This is a genomic window from Rhizobium sp. BR 315, from assembly GCF_050577975.1.
Classification (GTDB): domain Bacteria; phylum Pseudomonadota; class Alphaproteobacteria; order Rhizobiales; family Rhizobiaceae; genus Rhizobium; species Rhizobium miluonense.
Genome location: NZ_JARWKZ010000083.1, coordinates 1 through 18,148, shown reverse-complemented (window position 1 = coordinate 18,148; position 18,148 = coordinate 1). Strand labels below are relative to the sequence as shown.

Sequence of the window (18,148 nt, the reverse complement as noted above, 5' to 3'; positions counted from 1 at the left end):
AAACAGTTGCATGGTCATCGCTACGCGCGGTTCCGAAGTCTCATCCGGGTCCAATGCCAGTGCCTGATGGCCGCAGCCGCCCAGAACATCAAGAAGATCGCAATGGCCCTCACCAAGGCCAGCCAACCGAGCCCCGCATAAGCAGAGGGAATCTGAACGGCCCGTTCAAAACATCCAGTCAACCTCGAAACTCAACACAAAATAAAACCCCGCCAAAAAATGACGGGGTTTGTCAGCGGTCTGAGGGGGCGGAGCCCCCCATTTCTGTTTCAGAACTTGCCGTTCTTGTTCTTCCATTCCGATTGCGCCGGGATGGCCTCGATCGTGTCCCAATGCTCGACGATTTTGCCGTCGTGCACGCGGAAAAGGTCGTAGAAGCTGGTGTGCTTGCCGGCAAAGCTGCCCTCGCTCACCGTCAGAACGAAATTGCCCTTGCCGAGAACCTGGTGGACCCGGTCATACTTCATGATGACCCCCGCGGCCGCCATGGCTTTCAACGCTGCGCCAAGGCCGGAGAGCCCATCGGCGATCTGGGGATTGTGCTGCGTGTAGGCATCGCCCTCGATATAGGCACCGAGCTTTTCCATGCGCCCGTTGACGAGAATATCATCGACGAAAGCAGCGACGAGTGTTTTGTTGTCCGCAGTCTTGTAGAGATCGACCGCGTCGGTCGGCCCGTCCGTCATGCTGTGGCCGCTCGGGTTGGGGCCGGCCGTCTCTTGAAGATTGTCCCAGTGCTCGACGATCTTGCCGCTCTCGAACCGGAAGATGTCGAAGCCGATCTTCGGCCCGAAGAAGTTATAGTCGGTGTGGGCGAAGACGTAGTTTCCGTCCTGGAAGACGCGCACGGTGTTCACCTTGGCCGAACTCTTGGGCAGCGCGGCAAGAAGCGCACCCAAGCCCTGTAGTCCGTCGGCAGCTGAAAGATTGTGCTGGATATATTTTTCCGGGTTGATGGCGGCAACCGGTTCGGCAGCGCCAGTCTCGATGGCCTTGAGAAGGTCGACGACCTGTTGTTCCTGTGTGGTCATTCTGGTCTCCGTTTGTGCTGAAGCGCGGGTGGCGGTCAGGCCGATCGCAAGGGGTAGAATCGCCGTGATGGCGAAAAGCAAGCGATGAGAAAGGTGCATGATGTGTAACCATTTTTGTAACAGACAAATATGTATCTATTTTAGTTACAGACATCTGTAAAGCAGTTTGCTAAGAAAATTGTGCCTTCGCATTCAGCCTGGGCGATTGGCGTTCGCAACGTCCTGCGCCATGTCCGCTATCGTCGTGCGGGCAAGCTCGGCCTCCATGGCCTTTTCAACGTCGGAAAGGCGCCGAAGCAGGACGCCATTGATGTGCCTTCCCACGGGGCATTGTGGATTTGGTTCCTGGTGCAGCGGGAAAATAGTACCTTCCGCGTCAAGGGCGCGGTGCACGTCGAGCAGTGTGATGCGGTTGCCGGGCCGGGCAAGCAATGCCCCCCCACCAGCGCCCATCTGCGATGTCGTCAGTCCGGCCTTGGCAAGCTCGGATAGCAGGCGGCGGATGAGGGTCGGATTGGTGCTGACGCTGGAGGCGACAAGCTCCGAGGTCGCAGGCCGTCCGTCCTGCGTGTGAAGAAAGGTCAAGATATGCGTGGCAACGGCAAAACGGGTGTTCATTGGGCGTCCTCTATATGTGCTTGATATAGGCACATATAGCGCGGATGCCAATTCTTTCTCTTCATGTCATGGCCAGTCGTAGTATTCAGTCGACCCTGTGAATTCCGCGCCCTTTTTACCGCTCCTGTAGAGCTCGCGATACTGAGCGGGGGAAACACCCATCCGACGTTTGAAGAAGTGGCTGAATGCTGCAGGATCGCGGAAGCCGAGGTAATCCGATATCTCCCGCACACTGCCGCCGAAACGTTCCAGACGGAGGCGTGCGTCCTGTGCAAGCCTTTCATGAACAAGCTCAAGCGGCGTCCGGTCCAGGTTTCGTCGGCAGATGTCATGCAGGCGATCCTGCTTGATCCCAAGTTGCTCAGCATAGTGAGAAATCGGCCGGTGGCGTCGAAATTCCGCCTCCACCAATTGCCTGAACCGCTGCAGGACTGTGCCGCCGTCGTAGACTTGCCGGGATTGCTGCGAACCGCACAGTCTCCAAACAGACAGAAGAATAAGACGGAGGTGGGCCGTCAACGCCATCAGTGAGGATTCACCCTCGTAATGGCGTTCGGCAACGAAGTTGGCAAAGTATGTTTCGAGTAATGTCGCGTCGTTGTCCAGCAGGCCTTCTATTTGGGCCGGCGCTTCGATGAAGAGTTTCAAGGCGGATGTCTCGGGGTAGTTTCCCAAGGCGTCGGCCATCATGTCGAGAGAAATCCCGACAACGTAGATGCGAGTTCCGGCGCCGGATGTGAGTCTGGCCGGCGCCGACGGAGGCAGAAGCAGGAATGTCGAGCCGACAAGTTCCAAACTATCTTCCCCGATGGTGAGCCTCATCTTGCCGGTGGTCGATAAGATCAGATGGCAGAGCCAGCGGTCGTTGAACCGCCCAATCGATATGGTGCGATCCGCCAGAGCCGGCTCGAATCGCTCCGCCTTGGCCACGTATTCTATGAGGCTCGCAGCCATTCCATCGCTCCAGAAAATGACAACTCTTTCCCTTAAATGATCAAGCGCTGCGAAGGCAACCATGGGCCGATTGTTTTATGGGCCTCAATGTAAGAGCGCTTTCCCATGCTTAAGTACGATAATTCCCTCGTTTTGATGCTCATCCCGCATCGTTTGGGCCGCCACGCTCCACTTTCGTTCCGATTGGCCAAATAGCCCAATAAATAACAAGCAATACCCATAATATCGCATTTCCTTTCGACAAGACCAGAATAGTGTCTAGCCTGGGAGGATCGGAAGAATGGAAATATCAGGCCATACGGCGGCGCAAACGTTGCCCTCGGGCGGCTTCGTCAATGAAGGTGAACCCAGATTGGTGAACCTCCTGATCGCGGGGCAGGGCGTCGCTGCGCGTTCCAAGTCCATGTTCCAGCGCGTGAGTCCGATCCGATATTCGACAGTGACCGTTGCCGCAGCGGCGACGCCAGAGGACGCGACGTCCGCCGCGAACTCAGCCGCGTCAGCCTTTCCTCAATGGTCCCGCGCGACGCCCAACGCCCGCCGCGCCATTCTCGAGAAGGCGAGCAGGCTCCTTCTTGAGCGCAAGAATGATTTCGTGGAAGTCATGATGCTCGAGATCGGCGCGACCGCTGCGTGGAGCGAGTTCAACGTCGATCTGGCGTCCAAAATCCTCATCGACGCTTCGGCGATGACTACCCAGGTCAGCGGACGGATCATTCCTTCGGACCACGAGGGCGTGACGTCATTTGCAGTTCGGCAACCGGCCGGCGTCTGTCTCGCCATTGCGCCATGGAATGCGCCGATCATTCTGGGTGTTCGCTCTTTCGCTGCCGCACTGGCGTGCGGCAATACGGTGGTCATGAAAGCCTCGGAGTTATGTCCTGCGACCCACCGCCTGCTTGGCGACGTTCTCGTCGATGCAGGCCTGCCGCCGGGCGTCCTCAACATCATTTCGAACGCACCGGCAGATGCGTCGACGATCGTGGAAACCCTGATCGCGCATCCAGCCGTCCGGCGCATCAACTTCACCGGCTCTACCCGCGTCGGAAAGATTATCGCTCAGATGGCGGCGAAGCATTTGAAGCGATGCCTCCTCGAGCTGGGAGGCAAGGCAGCCTTTATTGTCCTTGACGACGCCGACATCGATGAAGCCGTCAATGCCGCGGCGTTCGGTGCCTTTTTCAACCAGGGCCAGCTCTGCATGTCGACGGAGCGGATTATCCTGGTCGACGAGATCGCGGACACCTTCGTCGAGAAATTCGTGGCGAAGGTACAGGCTTATCGAGCCGGGGATCCCCTGCAACGACGCTTTACGCTCGGTTCGCTGGTAACGGCGGAATCGGCGCGTCGCGTCCACAGCCTGATCGAAGATGCGCGTGCCAAAGGCGCACAGGTGCTCACCGGCGGCGAAACACGCGACGCGTTCATCGACGCGACCGTCGTCGATTACGTCTCAAGATCAATGAGACTTTACCAGGAAGAAAGCTTTGGCCCGGTAGCCGCCATTATCCGTGTCGGCTCCGTCGGCGAGGCCGTGACTGTCGCGAACGACTGCGACTATGGGCTTTCGGGAGCGGTATTCGGGAAAGACCTGCGTCGCGCCATGGAGGTAGCAATGCAACTCGAATCGGGCATGTGCCATTTGAATTCGGCAACCGTCGCAGACGAGCCGCAGGCCCCCTTCGGAGGAATGAAAGCCAGCGGCTACGGGAGGTTCGGTGGACTGGCGGCGCTGGACGAGTTCACCGAATTGCGCTGGATCACGACGTCCAGCGGCAAGACCGAATACCCGATCTGAAATCCAGACTCACAAAGAGCTTGTCACAAAGGAGGAGAGAGCATGACGAACATCTTCACAGGGGGAGTGACTCGTCGACAGTTGATGGTCACAACAGGAGCGGCGGCCGCCGCAATGACGTTCATGCGCCCGGCATGGGCGGCGGACACGTTGAAGGTTGGCTTCATCAGTCCGCGCACCGGGCCGCTCGCAGGGTTCGGCGAGACCGACGGCTACGTTCTTGAAGTTGTTCGCAAAGCTATCGCCGGCGGTATCGAGATCGCGGGAAAAAAATATGCCGTCGAGATCATCGACCAGGATACGCAATCCGATCCGTCGCGCGCCGGCCAGCTTGCCAAGGACCTGATCAACAACAAGGGCATCGATATGATGCTCGTAATCTCAACCCCCGAGACCATCAACCCGGTCTCGGATGCCTGCGAGGCTGCAGGTATCCCGTGTCTGTCGACCGTCATGCCGTGGCAGGCCTGGTATTTCGGCCGCGGCGCAAAGCCGGGCGAGCCGTCCCCTTTTAAATGGACCTACCACTTCGGCTTCGGCGTCGAGGAATTCCACAAGACCTATGTGTCGCAGTGGAACCTGATCCAAACCAACAAGAAGGTCGGGGTCATGTACCCAAATGACGCCGACGGAAACGCGATCCGGGCCAATCTCGCACCGCTGCTGCAGAAGGACGGATTCACCATCGTCGATCCGGGTGCCTATGAGACGGGCACCACCGATTTCTCGAGCCAGATCGCCCTGTTCAAGCGGGAAGGGGTCGAGATCATCAATACGTTCCCGATCCCGCCGGATTTCGCCACCTTCTGGCGTCAGGCTGCGCAGCAGGGCCTGCACCGCAAGGTCAAGATCGTACAGGTCGCAAAGACCGGTCTGTTTCCGTCGACCATCGAAGCGCTCGGCCCTCTGGGCGTCAACATCGCCAGCGCCGCCTACTGGCACAAGGACTTCCCCTACAAGTCGTCGATTGCCGGCATCAGCGGACCTGAGCTCGCCGACGGTTACGAGAAGGCTTCCGGAAAGCAATGGACGCAGCAGCTCGGCGCAACGCTTTCTCTGTTCGACGCGGGCTTCGAAGCGCTGAAAAAGGCTTCGGATCCAAAGAGCAAGGACGCCGTGGCAAAGTCGCTCTCGACCCTCAGCACCGTCACCATCGGCGGCAAGGTCGACTTCACCTCCGGTCCGGTATCGAACGTTTCGCCGGGGCCGATCATTGGCACGCAGTGGGTCAAGGCACCGGAAGGCTCGCGCTTCAAGTTCGACTACGTCCTCACGGAGAATGTGACGGATCCGAACGTTCCGGTCCGCGCAAAGCTACTGCCGTATAGCGGGTAAATCGAATGATGACTCTTCGACAAGAAACAGGAACCGGCGGAAGCCGGTTCTCCAGCCATGGCCTGATCAAGCGGTTTGGCGCACTTCCTGTTCTGGAGAACATCGACTTCTCCATGGACATGGACGAGGCAGTGGGAATCGTGGGACCGAACGGCGCGGGCAAGACGACATTCCTGGCGACGCTGGCGGGATCTTATCCGCCAAGCGCAGGAACGATCAGCTTTGCCGGCCGGGACGTTACCCGCCTTTCCGCCGCCGATCGCTGTCGCATGGGCTTGGCTCGCACCCATCAGGTTCCCAAGCCGTTTTCCGGCATGACGACCTTCGAAAACGTCTATGTAGCCGCCGCACATGCAGGCGGCCAAGGAAGGGACGAGGCCTATGCGGGCGTGATCGATTCCCTGGAGCTTTGCGGAATGCTCCATGTGGCCAACCGGCGTGCGGAAACGCTTGGGCTGCTGGACCGCAAACGACTGGAACTCGCACGCGCAGTGGCCACTGGGCCGAAGGTCATCCTGCTGGACGAAATCGGCGGTGGACTGACCGACTCTGAGGCCCAGGAACTGGTGTCCACGATTCAGGAGCTTCGACGTCGAGGCATTGGCATCATATGGATCGAACACATCGTTCATGTCCTGCTGCAGGTCGTACATCGGCTGATTTGCATGGACGCCGGTAAAATCATTGCGGATGGAGATCCGAAAGAAGTCATGGCCCATCCCGAGGTCGTCAAAGCATATCTGGGCGGAGGTCCGAAATGAGCGTTTTCTCAGTGGAAAATCTCACGGCTCGGCACGGGCTCCTGGAAGCGGTGCGTGGCGTCTCCTTTACAGTCAAGAAAGGAGAGACGCTCGCTCTCGTCGGGGCCAATGGAGCCGGCAAGACAACGCTTCTTCGAACCCTTGCAGGAGCCCATGCCGCTTCCGGCGGACGCATCATGCTCGACGGAGACGATGTCACAGGGCTCCCCGCTTACAAGCGCGTGCGGCGGGGCGTAGCCCTCGTGCCGGAGGGCCGGCGTATGTTTGCCTCGATGACGGTCACCGAGAACCTCAAGCTGGGTGCTATGGCCGGCCGCAAGGGCGAATGGTCCATCGAGCGGATCGTCGAAATCTTCCCTAATCTGAAAAGTCGGCTCGACCACAAGACCGGGCACCTCTCCGGCGGCGAGCAGCAGGCGACGGCGATCGGCAGGGCGCTGATGACCAACCCGGATATTCTGCTGCTTGACGAAGTCTCTCTCGGGCTGTCGCCACTCGTCGTCGACCGTGTCTACGCGTCGCTTAGCGGTCTCATGACGTCCGGAACGACGATCGTGCTGGTCGAGCAGGACCTTTCGCGAGCAATGGGCGTTGCCGACCGCGTGATCTGCCTGCTGGAAGGCAGGTCCGTGCTGGAAGGTGCGGCCAAGGAATTGCCGCGTGACCAGGTGACGGACGCCTATTTCGGCCTGCACCGTGCAAACAGCGGGAGGACAACCGCATGACGAACCAGATTCTCCAGGGCATCCTGCTTGGCGGCTACTATGCGCTGATCGCGTGCGGACTATCGTTCATGTTCTCGGTCATGCGGATCATCAATCTTGCGCACGGCAGCCTCGCGGTTGCCGCTGCATACCTCATATTTGTGCTCTCGGATCGAGCACATCTACCCCTCTGGTTGTGCCTTGTCGCCGCGGTCATTGCCATGGCAATCTGTGGCTGGCTGCTCCAGCGGCTTATCCTCGACCGAAGCGCAAGGGCCGGCCAACTCCTGCCGATCCTATCGACCTTCGGGTTGTCGATGGTCCTCGACAATGCGTTGTTCGAACAGTTCGGTGCGGATACGCGATCGCTCGCCGACGCTATCGGCGATCTGAGCTGGGACAGTTGGGAGCTTGGCGGCGGCCTTTTCGTGGGGAAGCTTCCGGTCCTGATCTTCGTTACCGCCGTCGCGCTTCTAAGCGTGCTGCAGATCATCCTGTCGAGAACTGCCCTTGGACGCGCGATCCGCGCTACCGCGGAGGATCCCGACACCGCGGGTCTTGTGGGCATCGATGCGCGTCGCGTGAACGCTCTGGCAGCCGCTATTGCGCTGGCAACCGTTACGATCGCAGGCATGTTCCTGGCGATGCGCGCAACCTTCGAACCGTATTCAGGATCGCAGCAGCTTCTCTTCGCCTTCGAGGCGACGATCATCGGTGGCGTGGGCTCGCTCTGGGGAACGCTGATCGGCGGAATCATTCTGGGCGTCGCCCAGACGATCGGAGCGTCACTGCATCCGCTCGGGTTCCTGATCGCCGGCCATGCAATGTTCCTCGCGATCCTGCTCGTTCGCCTGTTCGTGCCCAATCTGGCCTCATTGCCCGCAAGGCTCGTTAAACGCGGAGCTACAGCATGACTATTCCAGTTTCCACCCAAGTGCCGGTTTCCGCGGTATCCGATGTCCGTCGCTGGACGAAGGCTTCGCGTGTCGCCGCATGGATTTCAATCATCGTCGTCGCGGTTCTTGCATTCGTCCCTGCGTTCGGCAGCGTAGGAATGGTCGACCGCTTTGCCGCCCTGTTCGTCTACGTCATCCTTGCGGCCATGTGGAACGCGCTTGCCGGATATGGCGGGCTGGTTTCCGTTGGCCAGCAACTGTTCTTCGGCCTTGGCGCCTACTTCACGGTTCGGATCGCCGCCGCAGGAGTGGATCCCTTCGTCTCGATCCTGCTTGCCGCCGCGGTCGTGGGCCTGCTGTCCTATCCGCTGTCGTTCGCGATGCTGCGGTTGAAGGGCGGCGAGTTCGCCATTGCGATGTGGGTCGTATCCGAACTGGCCCATCTTCTCGTCAATCTGGATGGGTTGATCCAGGGCGAGACGGGAACCTCGCTGATTGCGCTGAACGCCTATCCGGCCGGTACGCGCCGTGTCGTCATCTACAGCGTGGCCCTCGCTGCCATGGTCGCGCTCCTGGTCGGGCTGTTCGTTCTCCTGAGAAGCCGCGTGGGATCCGCGATACAGGCCATCCGCGACAATGAGGACGCGGCGGAGACGTTGGGCGTCAATGTCGTCGCAACGAAGCGAATCCTGTTCATGTTGGCCGCCTTCGGAACGGCGATCGCCGGCGCCGTCTGGCTCGCCAGCGCTACAAGCTTCCAGCCAAAGACCTACTTCTCCGTCCAATGGACTGCCTACATGATCTTCATGGTTCTCGTCGGCGGGCTGGGGCGGTTCGAAGGAGCGATCCTCGGCGCCGTGATCTTCTTCGCGATCGAAACGGCGTTCGGTGCGATGGGCGTCTGGTACCTCATCGGTCTTGGCCTGGTGGCCCTGCTGTTCTCGCTCTTCCTTCCTCGCGGTCTCTGGGGCGCAGTGGAGGAGCGGCTTGGCCTCTCGCTCATGCCTGTCGGCTACAGGCTCGATCTCAAAGCTAGAAAGTGAATGGAGTAGACCATGCTATATGGAAAGACGGTAGTCATCACCGGCGTGTCGGCCGGAATTGGAGCTCGGGCCGTGGAGCTTGCGGTGTCGCTCGGAGCCGACGTGGTTGGCATAGACATCAACGAGCCTAAGGATCATCGCGCCGGCTTCATCAAGGGAGACCTTTCCCATCCGGAAGGAATTTCCGCGGTTGTTCGGCAATTGCCGACGCGCTTCGACGCGCTTCTGAATGTCGCCGGCATTTCGGGCAAGGTCGGAGCCGAGGCAACGCTGGCCGTCAACTTCTACGGGCTGCGTGCTTTCACCGAGGCATGCGCCCCTTCGATCCGCGAGGGCGGCGCGGTGATCAGCGTGGCGTCCGTCGCCGGTTACGGCTGGCGGGCAAATATCGAGCGTGCCAAGGCGATGGTTGGCGAGCCGGGCTTTCCGGACATCAAGGCGGTCATGCAGAAGAACAGCATTCCCAACGAAATCGGATATCCGCTTTCCAAGGAACTGCTCATCCTTTGGACGCAGAAGGCGGCGCACGAGCCTCTCTTCAAGGATCGCGGCATTCGCGTGAACGCGGTCAGCCCAGGACCGGTCGACACAACCATCCTCAAGGAGTTTCGCGCCGTGCTCGGCGACCAGAAGGTCGACTCCGACATTGTGCGGGTAGGGCGCGCGGCAACGGCCTCCGATATCGCTCCGGTCATACTTTTCCTCGCCTCGGACGGCGCCCGTTGGATCAACGGCGCAAATATTTCGAATGATGGCGGCCTTGAAGCCTCGATCAACGCCGAAGTGCTCGGCTTTTAAGTAAAAGGAAGAATATATGTTGGAACTTCAACAGATCATTGGTGGCAAGTTCGTGCCTGCCAAGTCCGGCAGGACGTACGATCGCATCGATCCATTTACCGGCAAGATCGCGAGCCGGGCGCCGGCATCGGGGCTGGATGATGTGAAGGCGGCCGTGTCAGCTGCTGCGGCCGCCTTTCCCGCCTGGTCGAAGACCGGCCCCGGCGAGCGTCGCGCACTGCTGTTGAAAGCCGCCGATGTTCTGGCTTCGAAGGCGGACGAGTTTGCGAAGATCATGATCGAGGAGACGGGGGGGACCGCTCCGTGGGCGGGCTTCAACACCATGCTCGCTGCCGGGATCCTTCGCGAAGCCGCGAGCATGACGACCCAGATCCAGGGGGAGATCATTCCCTCGGACAAGCCCGGAACCTTGTCGATGGGCGTGCGGCAGGCGGCGGGTGTCTGCCTTGGGATCGCTCCGTGGAACGCGCCGGTCATTCTCGGCACGCGCGCGATCGCGATGGCACTTGCCTGCGGCAACTCCGTGATCCTCAAGGCGTCGGAGGCCTGCCCAGGGCTGCATCTACTCATCGGTCGCTCGCTCGTCGAGGCGGGACTTCCCGATGGAGTAGTGAATGTCATTACGAACGCTCCCGAGAACGCGCCTGAAGTTGTGGAAGCCTTGATCGCCGCGCCAGAGGTGCGCCGCGTGAACTTCACCGGTTCCACCAAGGTCGGCCGCATCATCGGCGAGCTTTGCGGACGACACATCAAGCCGGTGTTGCTTGAGCTCGGCGGCAAGGCACCATTTATCGTGCTGGAAGACGCCGATATCGATGCCGCGGTAAACGGGGCGATCTTCGGCGCATTCGCCAACATGGGTCAGATCTGCATGTCGACCGAGCGTATCATCGTCGACGAGAAAATTGCCGACGAATTCGTCGAGAAGCTTGCCGCGCGTGCAAGCAAGCTACCGGCGGGCGATCCCCGCGGCCATGTTGTTCTCGGTTCGCTCGTCACGCCGCAGGCGGCTGCAAAGATGGAGGAGTTGATTGCGGACGGCGTTGGCAAGGGCGCCAAGCTGGTCGCCGGCGGCAAGCGCCAGGGTTCCGTGGTCGAGGCGACGCTGCTCGATCACGTGAAGCCCGGAATGCGCAGCTTCGAAGAAGAATCCTTCGGGCCCGTGAAGCCGATCATTCGCGTCAAGGACGAAGCAGAGGCGATCCGGATCGCCAACGAATCCGAATACGGCCTTTCGTCCGCCGTCTACAGCCGTGACGTCCAGCGCGCCATGGCGGTCGCGGCCCAGATCCAATCCGGGATTTGCCACATCAACGGGCCGACTGTGCACGACGAGGCGCAAATGCCGTTCGGCGGCGTCAAAAACTCCGGCTATGGCCGCTTCGGCGGACAGGCTGCGATCAACGAGTTCACGGACCTTCGCTGGATCACTGTCGAGGATCCGCACCAGCACTACCCATTTTAAGATGGGCCAGTAGGCACCGATTAGCCGCAATGGAGGTCGGCGGGAACCATTCCGCCGAGCTTCGTCCGACGGAAAGCGGATCGCCGCCGTCAGGCGCACGCAACCGCATCAGAGACACGCAGACCCAGCTGGGACGTCACGCGGGTTACGATCGCTGCGCACGGGCCGATCAAGGCTGGTCGGCGTCGTGGTTCCGGACCTCGCGAACCCGGTCTTCGCACCGATCCTGGATGGGATCGGCGCGCAACTGTCGAGTGAAGGCTATTCGATGCTTGTTGCCGACGGGGACGAGACGCAGCCGCACAGGCAGCTATCGTCGAGGAGCTGAACGCCAGCGTGTCGACGGTGCTTGTCAATAGGCGCGAGGATGAGCTCCGGGCCTCATCGATCGTGACCGACGACCTTGCCGGCATGTTCCTGGCCGTCGAGCATCTTATAGAGCTTGGACACCATAGGATCGGGCATCTTGCAGGCCCTGTTGATTTCTCGACCGGCGTGCTTCGCCGCAAGGGATTCGAGGAAGCGATGCGGACAGCGGGACTTGCCGCGGACGCGTTGTGGTTGCCACCGAATATAGCCAGCCGGCCGGCCGCTCCGCGACTGCTGGCCTGATGTGACAGCCATTGCTGCCAGCAACGACCTGCTCGCGCTCGGCGCTATTCAGGAACTGAAGGCACGTGGCCTGTCGTGTCCGGCTGACCTTTCGATCGTTGGACACAATGATATGCCTTTGACGGACTTGGTTGCCCCGCCCCTTACGACGGTGCAGATCGGCCTTGCGGAAATGGGAGAGCAGGCAGCGCGACACCTTTTGGACCACATATCAGGCTCCAGTCTAAAGCCATCGGTACTTCAAGTCCGGCCGCAGTTTGTGTTGCGTGACTCGACGGCGATGGCATCGAAGTAGATATCGCCTCGCACTTGAATATGAAAATGCGACAGTTTTAGCAGTTAATCCGAGAACGCTGCCGCGGAAAATCTCAGACGATCACACTCTGTCCATTTCTATCGCGATGTCACACGGTTTTGCATTTCGCCCTGACCCTGCTCCGATATTGATATGGCCAATTTCTCAATGGTTTCCCGCGTCTGAGTGCATCGGCGTCAAATGGAAATACGGGTCAGAGCGTTGTGGAAACCGACAGCGGAGATGCCAATCGGGATCATAATCAGTCGCGATTGGCTGCTTTATACCGGGTATCGTCGGAGTGGGTGGACTGAGACAGGTTTCGCGACTCTTTGGCTTGCCTGATGACGTAGATCGCCTCACCGAAGATCTCGCGTCGCCGCTGCCTTGCAACAATGATCGCCCGCGCCCGCTCAGCTTCCGTTGCCACAACGTTAGCTGGCGGTACGGACGCCTCGTTCTCGATCATATCGATCAGCAAGTTGCGCATCACTCCATTCTCCTCTTTCAGGCGTTCCAGTTCGCCAATCAGAGGTGAGGCCTTCAACTTAAGGCCAATCATGTCATCGACTGCCTTCTCTGCGAGCCGGGTTTTGATGGCAAAGAAGCGTGCCATGAAAAACGTGCAAACAACCGCGCACAGGGTGACGATAAGATATGGCATGACCTGGCTCCTGTAATCTAGCTGAGATTGGGGTGGGGAGCCGACGTTTCAATAGGTATCACCTGCCGACAATTGTCGCAAAACCACAGATTTCGATCCTTTACGGCTCTCTTCTTGAGGTGTCGTGCGACCGCCGCTTGCATTTGAGGTCCTCCGATTGCTCGAAAGTCTGCGATGTGAGGCCCGGATCTTTGACCTCACCCCCCCCCCGGACGAGATGGACGAAGCGCAGGCCAGTCATCCGAAGGTGCAGGAATTGTGCGATCGCACACACTGGTCGGAAGGTCGGGACGGCCGCCGATAACTTTCGGCCGCCTCAATGGTGTCAAAGGCGTCGAGCGTAGGACCGCAGCCTGTCATGCAGTAAGTGGTAGATTTTCTGCTTCCACCGGCAGATTTAAAGCGCTTTCTTTCTCTTCGAACAGCAGGTATCGCCTTTGCCGATCGACAAACCGGAGGGATTGGCATGTTGCGCTGGGGTTTTTTGGGAACGAGCTTCATTTCCCACACGATGGCGAAAGCGGTTGCAAAAAGCGCCGGCTCCAAGCTCGTGGCGGTTTCCGGACGCGATCCAGCTCGACTTGACGCGTTCGCAACACAATACGATGTGCCGAGACGATATGACACGTTGGACGCTGTCGCAGAAGACGCGGATGTTGACGTGGTCTATGTTGGCCTTCCAAACAACCTCCATGCCCAAGCTGTGATTGGTGCAGCCGCCCGCGGTAAGGCAGTTCTTTGCGAGAAATCGCTTGCCACGAATATGGATGATGCTCGTGCGATAGCTCAAGCTGTTACGGAAACCGGGATATTTTTCGTCGAAGGGCTGATGTATCTAAGTCACCCGATCATTGCTGCTTTTGGAGAAGTTATCGAATCTGGCCGCTTGGGGCGTTTGCGCACGGTTTCGGCGACTTATGCCGCCGATATCTGGGACGTCGTTAATCCGCATGGCAAAGGAACGATCTTCAATCTCGGGTGCTATCCGGCCTCGCTGCTACACTATGTCCTGAAAATGGGCTGCGGTGACACGGCCTTCCCGCGAAGGCAAGTACAAGCCACCGGCAATCGCTCCGCCAAGGATGGAAACCTTTGTGACGCTACGGCAATTCTTAGGTTCGATAACGGACTTATCGCAGGACTAACGAGTACCGATAGCTTTGGTATGTCCTATGAATTCACCGTTCGAGGGGAACTTGGCTCGTTGCGCTTTCTCACCAATCCATGGCTGCCGGCAGCGGGCGACAATAGCTTCGAAATCGAACTTTATGGCCATCCGGTCGAAAGAGTAACGCGCTCATCGAGATACGATGCTTTCGATTATCAGGTTCAACTTGTAGAAGCGGCCATCAGGAATGGGCATCGCGAAGCCCCGCTTCCGTCGCCAAGCCTTGCGGATTCGCTACAGATAATGAGCTTTCTCACTGAATGGCAGGCCTTGAGCGAACGAGCGATCGACGGCTAACCCAACCCGTTCTTACTCCAGTGCGAACACATATGGGGCAAGGCATCGGGGAGCTCGACAGCTTCTCATATCGCTTCGAGCCGTTCCGCAATAAGGACTTATGCGGACCGCACTGGGATGGACGCCGCCGGTTCAACTCCGGTCAAGAGCAGCATATCGCGCTTCGTCGACGTCTCTTGATTGCATCCAGAAGCGGCTAGTCCTGTTCTTTCAGTAGAGGAGCAAACGCCTTCTTTAAGGTTTGAGCCTCAATCGGGTCGGTCATGTGCCACTGAGAGGTTGATGGATTGACGATCATTTCGAGGTCGGCCTTTGCCCGCTTTTCTTCGGCCTCAGCTTGATTGTTTCACCATCGAGCCTTCGCAATTCAGAGCGCTTCTCATCGAGTTCAAGGCCGAAAAATTGGAGCACCGATCCCCCTTCCTCCTGCGATAGCCCCATACTCCGGCACAAAGCCACCAATCACGCAAGTCAGCCAAAAACCATGGAAATCCCTGGGTTTCAGCGGAATTTCAGCAAAATTTCAGAGCTTACGCCACGGCTAATCAGGACGTCTCCGGCTTGGGCTGCCAAAAAGCGCATAGACGACAACAAGTACGGAATCACCAGAATGGCATACTCGGGCAATGACTTAGGGTTGTTTCGCTGGCGGATGTGCTAGCCGGAGGTCGCATTCTTGGGGCAGATCATAGAATTTCCGGCTTCATTTTCGTCTCTTGCAGGGGAGGAAACAAACGACCTGCAGCATCGCGGCATCAGCGGCATAATTGCGGAGAAATCGTTTCCATACGCTGTTTTCTTCTTGGCTTCCGGGATGTTTGAGGCTCACAAGACATCGCCGCGGACCGCAGCGCTGTTTGCGACACAGCAGCGTTGGCTTCTAAGTCATGCCGCGTTGGCGCATTTTTTCCGGCCTATCGGCGATGTGGAGCCGGGTCTCAGCCGCAGAAGCCTTGGTCTTCTCGGACCTTTCCTTGGTCTCGCCAGCCGCAATACAGCCTATACCTTTTTCGATGAAGCCATGAAGTACGGCGTGATTCAGCCCGTAGGCGATCGAGCGGCTGGCCACGGCAGACTGGCCAAGCCATCCGTCGAATCTCTGTCTCTTCTGGCACTCTGGTACAGCCTGCACTTTCAGGCGCTTGACCTGCTCGGCGGTGGACAAAGGCACGCACAATTCTCCGCTCAATGGGAGGGCTTGCTTCCATTGATCCAGCCGGTTGTAGCCGACGCGTTGTTCTTCAGCCCCGAAGTACGCGCGCCAGGCCCGCTCTACACGATCTTCACCTGGATCGATTCAGGCGGGTGGCTGATGGACCGGCTGATCGCGGGTGTCGATTGGCAAGCCCTCTCAGGGCAAGACCGATACCTCACCGACGTCTGTTCGATTGCGTATCTGGCCCAATCTGCTGGTCTTTCACGCGCGCATACGAGCCGGAAGCTCTCGGAGGCTCAATCGATCGGAGGACTCGGCTGGACTGGGCGGCCGGGGCATTCGCCGATCTGGATTTCGCGCGGGTTCTACGAGGAATATGCGCAGTTCCAGGCGCGAAAGCTGGTCATCCTCAATGGCGCGCTCGCGAAAGCTTTGACCGGCTGTTCATCGGCTTCTCAGGGAGCCCACAATTGCGAATGATACAGTGTGTCCCCCTTGGCCGCCCCTGCAGACATTCATCTGCGGAAAGTCCTCAAAATCCCGCAAGTCAAAAATGGACGCTGACGCCTGCGGCCAATTTTATTAGTTCTGCTGCGAGAAGGGGTTGTGGCGGCGATCCGTGGCCATTTCTGGCGGCATTTCTTTGGAAAGTACTGCGTGCGCTGAGAGACATGGAGCAGCCTAAAGCCGCTCCAGCAGAAATTCCGTGGCAGCTGGAATCGGTTCGAGCGAACATAGATGGATAGAGGCTCACTTTGATTTTCGGATATCGTTTTGCGCGATCTTGGGGCCTAGCTGCGAGCGTTGCAGTGATGGCATCGGCAGGTGTTGCGTTTGCGCAGACGGCCTCGCAGGTGACGCCGCAGAGCTTTGAGCCGCAATTGCAGAAGCAGAGCAGCGGTATCGTCATTCCCGAAGCCTCCGGCCCGGTGGCGCCCAAGGGGGCGGAGAAGCTGACGGTGCGCCTGAAGACCGTCAAGGTCGAGGGCGGTCTGCCGGGTTTTGCCGAGGACGAGGCACGCGTGGCGAACAGCCTGAGCGGCCGCCGCGTGACGGCGGCGGCCCTGTTCGAGGCGGCCGGCGAGCTGGAGCGCGCCTATGCCGCSAAGGGATAYGGCCTGGTGCGTGTGGTGCTGCCGGCGCAGCGCCTGGTCGATGGCGCAGTGCTGCGCATCGTCGTCATCAACGGCTTCGTCGAAAGCATCGATACCTCGCATCTCCCCGGCAATATCCGCGAGCGCATTGCCAGAATGCTGGCGCCGCTGGTGGGCGAGAAGGGAATGTCCAGCGACGAGATCGAGCGGCGGCTGCTGCTGGCCGGCGACCTGCCGGGCACGGTGCTGCGCTCGACGCTGTCGCGCGGCACGCAGGCCGGCGGCAGCGTGCTGACCATCGAGGCGCGCTACAAGCCGGTCACCGGCTTCATCTCGGGCGATAACAATTCCACCAATGCGCTCGGCCGTTACAACACCGGCGTCGGTCTCGACTTCAATTCCGTGTTCGGCTTCGGCGAACTCTTCTATCTGAGAGCCTCGGGTGCGCCGCGGTTCGGCGGTGACGAGGGCTATTTCACCGGCGCACCGCGCAACCGGTCGCTGGCCGGCGGCGTGACGCTGCCGATCGGCCTCGACGGGCTGACGCTGAACCTGGAGGCCACCGCCTCGCGCACGACGCCGGAAGCCGGCCCGTTCGGGCTGCAGTTCATGTCGGATTTCACCCGCTATTCGGCACGGCTTTCCTATCCGCTGATCCGCTCGCGGGAGTTCACCCTCAACCTCAATGGCGGCTTCGATGCGCAGAACGAAGAGCTGCAGCTGCTCAATGGCGGCGGCATCGCCCTGTCGAAGGATCGGCTGCGCATCCTGCGCACGGGGGCGGATCTGTCCTGGTATGTATCGGGCGATGCGCTCGTCAGCGCCGGTGTTACCGGCTCCTTCGGCATCAACGGGCTCGGCGCGCGCAGTGCGGCCGACGCCAATGCCAGCGGTACGCCCTTGTCGCGGCAGGGGGCGGATGCCGATTTCCAGAAGGTCGAAGTCAACCTCGGTTATCGCCAGCCGGTCGCCGAGCATCTGGTCTTCGATCTCCGCGCGAAGGCGCAGACATCCTTCGGCCAGCCGCTGCTCAATTCCGAGCAGATCGGCATTGTCTCCTCCTCGGGCCTGTCGAGCTTCCCGACCGGCTCGATGCAGGGTGACGCCGGCTTCGTGCTGCGGGCCGAGGCGCAGTTCCCGTTCACCACCAGCTTCACTCTGCCGTTCGGCTGGCCGGAATTGCCGGCGCAGCAGGGAACGAACCTTGCCGATGGAACGAGCACGGCCGGGGCCGTGGTGGTCTCGCCTTACCTGTTCGGCGCCTATGGCGGCGTCAAGCTCTACCAGCCGACGGCGCTGGAGAGCGGCTTTTCGCGCGGCGCGGCCTATGGCCTCGGCCTGCGGCTGGCGGCGGCCGAACAGACGAGCTTCAACAGCATGAACGTCAACCTCGAATATGGCCGCGTCGAGCGCTTCGGCGACGGCTCCAACGACAATCGATTTACAGTACAGTTGCTGC

Annotated in this window: 17 protein-coding genes and 1 pseudogene; 14 read left to right on the top strand and 4 right to left on the bottom strand. The window is 59.7% G+C overall.

Going from position 1 to position 18,148, the window contains the following annotated elements:
- Window positions 1–141 (top strand): annotated as a pseudogene (locus QD409_RS33570) (IS5/IS1182 family transposase); the annotation flags it as partial.
- A 128-nt stretch (window positions 142–269) separates the two neighbouring features.
- Here the strand turns inward: QD409_RS33570 and QD409_RS33565 are convergent.
- The 3 genes from QD409_RS33565 to QD409_RS33555 form a co-directional block, all read right to left on the bottom strand.
- Entirely contained in the window at window positions 270–1,031 is a 762-nt protein-coding gene (locus tag QD409_RS33565; RefSeq protein ID WP_430764860.1) for a nuclear transport factor 2 family protein, read from the bottom strand.
- 192 nt (window positions 1,032–1,223) lie between these two features.
- Window positions 1,224–1,649, bottom strand: a complete 426-nt coding sequence (locus tag QD409_RS33560; protein WP_430764859.1) for an Rrf2 family transcriptional regulator — start codon at window positions 1,647–1,649, stop codon at window positions 1,224–1,226.
- A 66-nt stretch (window positions 1,650–1,715) separates the two neighbouring features.
- Window positions 1,716–2,603: a helix-turn-helix domain-containing protein gene (locus QD409_RS33555; RefSeq protein ID WP_430764858.1), complete on the bottom strand. Its 888-nt coding sequence runs from the start codon at window positions 2,601–2,603 to the stop codon at window positions 1,716–1,718.
- Window positions 2,604–3,006: 403 nt separating this feature from the next.
- On the opposite strand from QD409_RS33555, the gene QD409_RS33550 reads away from it, so the two are divergent.
- From QD409_RS33550 to QD409_RS33505, 10 genes are all read left to right on the top strand, one after another.
- Complete coding sequence (locus QD409_RS33550) at window positions 3,007–4,401, top strand: aldehyde dehydrogenase (RefSeq protein WP_430764862.1); 1,395 nt, start codon at window positions 3,007–3,009, stop codon at window positions 4,399–4,401.
- A 42-nt stretch (window positions 4,402–4,443) separates the two neighbouring features.
- The gene (locus QD409_RS33545; RefSeq protein WP_430764857.1) at window positions 4,444–5,736 is read left to right on the top strand and encodes an ABC transporter substrate-binding protein; all 1,293 of its coding nucleotides are present in this window, start codon (window positions 4,444–4,446) and stop codon (window positions 5,734–5,736) included.
- Window positions 5,737–5,744: 8 nt separating this feature from the next.
- On the top strand, window positions 5,745–6,497 hold the full coding sequence (locus QD409_RS33540) for an ABC transporter ATP-binding protein (RefSeq protein ID WP_430764861.1): 753 nt from the start codon (window positions 5,745–5,747) through the stop codon (window positions 6,495–6,497).
- Window positions 6,494–7,222, top strand: a complete 729-nt coding sequence (locus QD409_RS33535; protein ID WP_430764856.1) for an ABC transporter ATP-binding protein — start codon at window positions 6,494–6,496, stop codon at window positions 7,220–7,222. The genes QD409_RS33540 and QD409_RS33535 overlap by 4 nt, the downstream gene beginning before the upstream one ends.
- Window positions 7,219–8,115, top strand: coding sequence for a branched-chain amino acid ABC transporter permease (locus QD409_RS33530; protein ID WP_430764855.1), 897 nt, complete (start codon window positions 7,219–7,221; stop codon window positions 8,113–8,115). Before QD409_RS33535 ends, QD409_RS33530 begins: the two co-directional genes overlap by 4 nt.
- A complete protein-coding gene (locus QD409_RS33525; protein WP_430764854.1) occupies window positions 8,112–9,140 on the top strand; it encodes a branched-chain amino acid ABC transporter permease in 1,029 nt (342 codons plus the stop codon). Before QD409_RS33530 ends, QD409_RS33525 begins: the two co-directional genes overlap by 4 nt.
- A gap of 12 nt (window positions 9,141–9,152) precedes the next feature.
- Window positions 9,153–9,938: a coniferyl-alcohol dehydrogenase gene (locus tag QD409_RS33520; protein ID WP_430764853.1), complete on the top strand. Its 786-nt coding sequence runs from the start codon at window positions 9,153–9,155 to the stop codon at window positions 9,936–9,938.
- A gap of 16 nt (window positions 9,939–9,954) precedes the next feature.
- Entirely contained in the window at window positions 9,955–11,403 is a 1,449-nt protein-coding gene (locus QD409_RS33515) for an aldehyde dehydrogenase (RefSeq protein ID WP_430764852.1), read from the top strand.
- A 336-nt stretch (window positions 11,404–11,739) separates the two neighbouring features.
- On the top strand, window positions 11,740–12,015 hold the full coding sequence (locus QD409_RS33510) for a substrate-binding domain-containing protein (protein WP_430764851.1): 276 nt from the start codon (window positions 11,740–11,742) through the stop codon (window positions 12,013–12,015).
- A gap of 1 nt (window position 12,016) precedes the next feature.
- On the top strand, window positions 12,017–12,310 hold the full coding sequence (locus QD409_RS33505; RefSeq protein ID WP_430764850.1) for a substrate-binding domain-containing protein: 294 nt from the start codon (window positions 12,017–12,019) through the stop codon (window positions 12,308–12,310).
- 262 nt (window positions 12,311–12,572) lie between these two features.
- Here QD409_RS33505 and QD409_RS33500 read toward each other — a convergent pair whose 3' ends face one another.
- Window positions 12,573–12,974, bottom strand: coding sequence for a hypothetical protein (locus tag QD409_RS33500; protein ID WP_430764849.1), 402 nt, complete (start codon window positions 12,972–12,974; stop codon window positions 12,573–12,575).
- Between the two features lie 466 nt (window positions 12,975–13,440).
- Here QD409_RS33500 and QD409_RS33495 point away from each other — a divergent pair, with 466 nt between their 5' ends.
- The 3 genes from QD409_RS33495 to QD409_RS33485 form a co-directional block, all read left to right on the top strand.
- Window positions 13,441–14,439, top strand: coding sequence for a Gfo/Idh/MocA family protein (locus QD409_RS33495; protein ID WP_430764848.1), 999 nt, complete (start codon window positions 13,441–13,443; stop codon window positions 14,437–14,439).
- An 814-nt stretch (window positions 14,440–15,253) separates the two neighbouring features.
- Window positions 15,254–16,075, top strand: a complete 822-nt coding sequence (locus QD409_RS33490; RefSeq protein WP_430764847.1) for a hypothetical protein — start codon at window positions 15,254–15,256, stop codon at window positions 16,073–16,075.
- A gap of 332 nt (window positions 16,076–16,407) precedes the next feature.
- A partial coding sequence (locus tag QD409_RS33485) for a ShlB/FhaC/HecB family hemolysin secretion/activation protein (protein WP_430764846.1) occupies window positions 16,408–18,148 on the top strand: 1,741 nt, incomplete at its 3' end.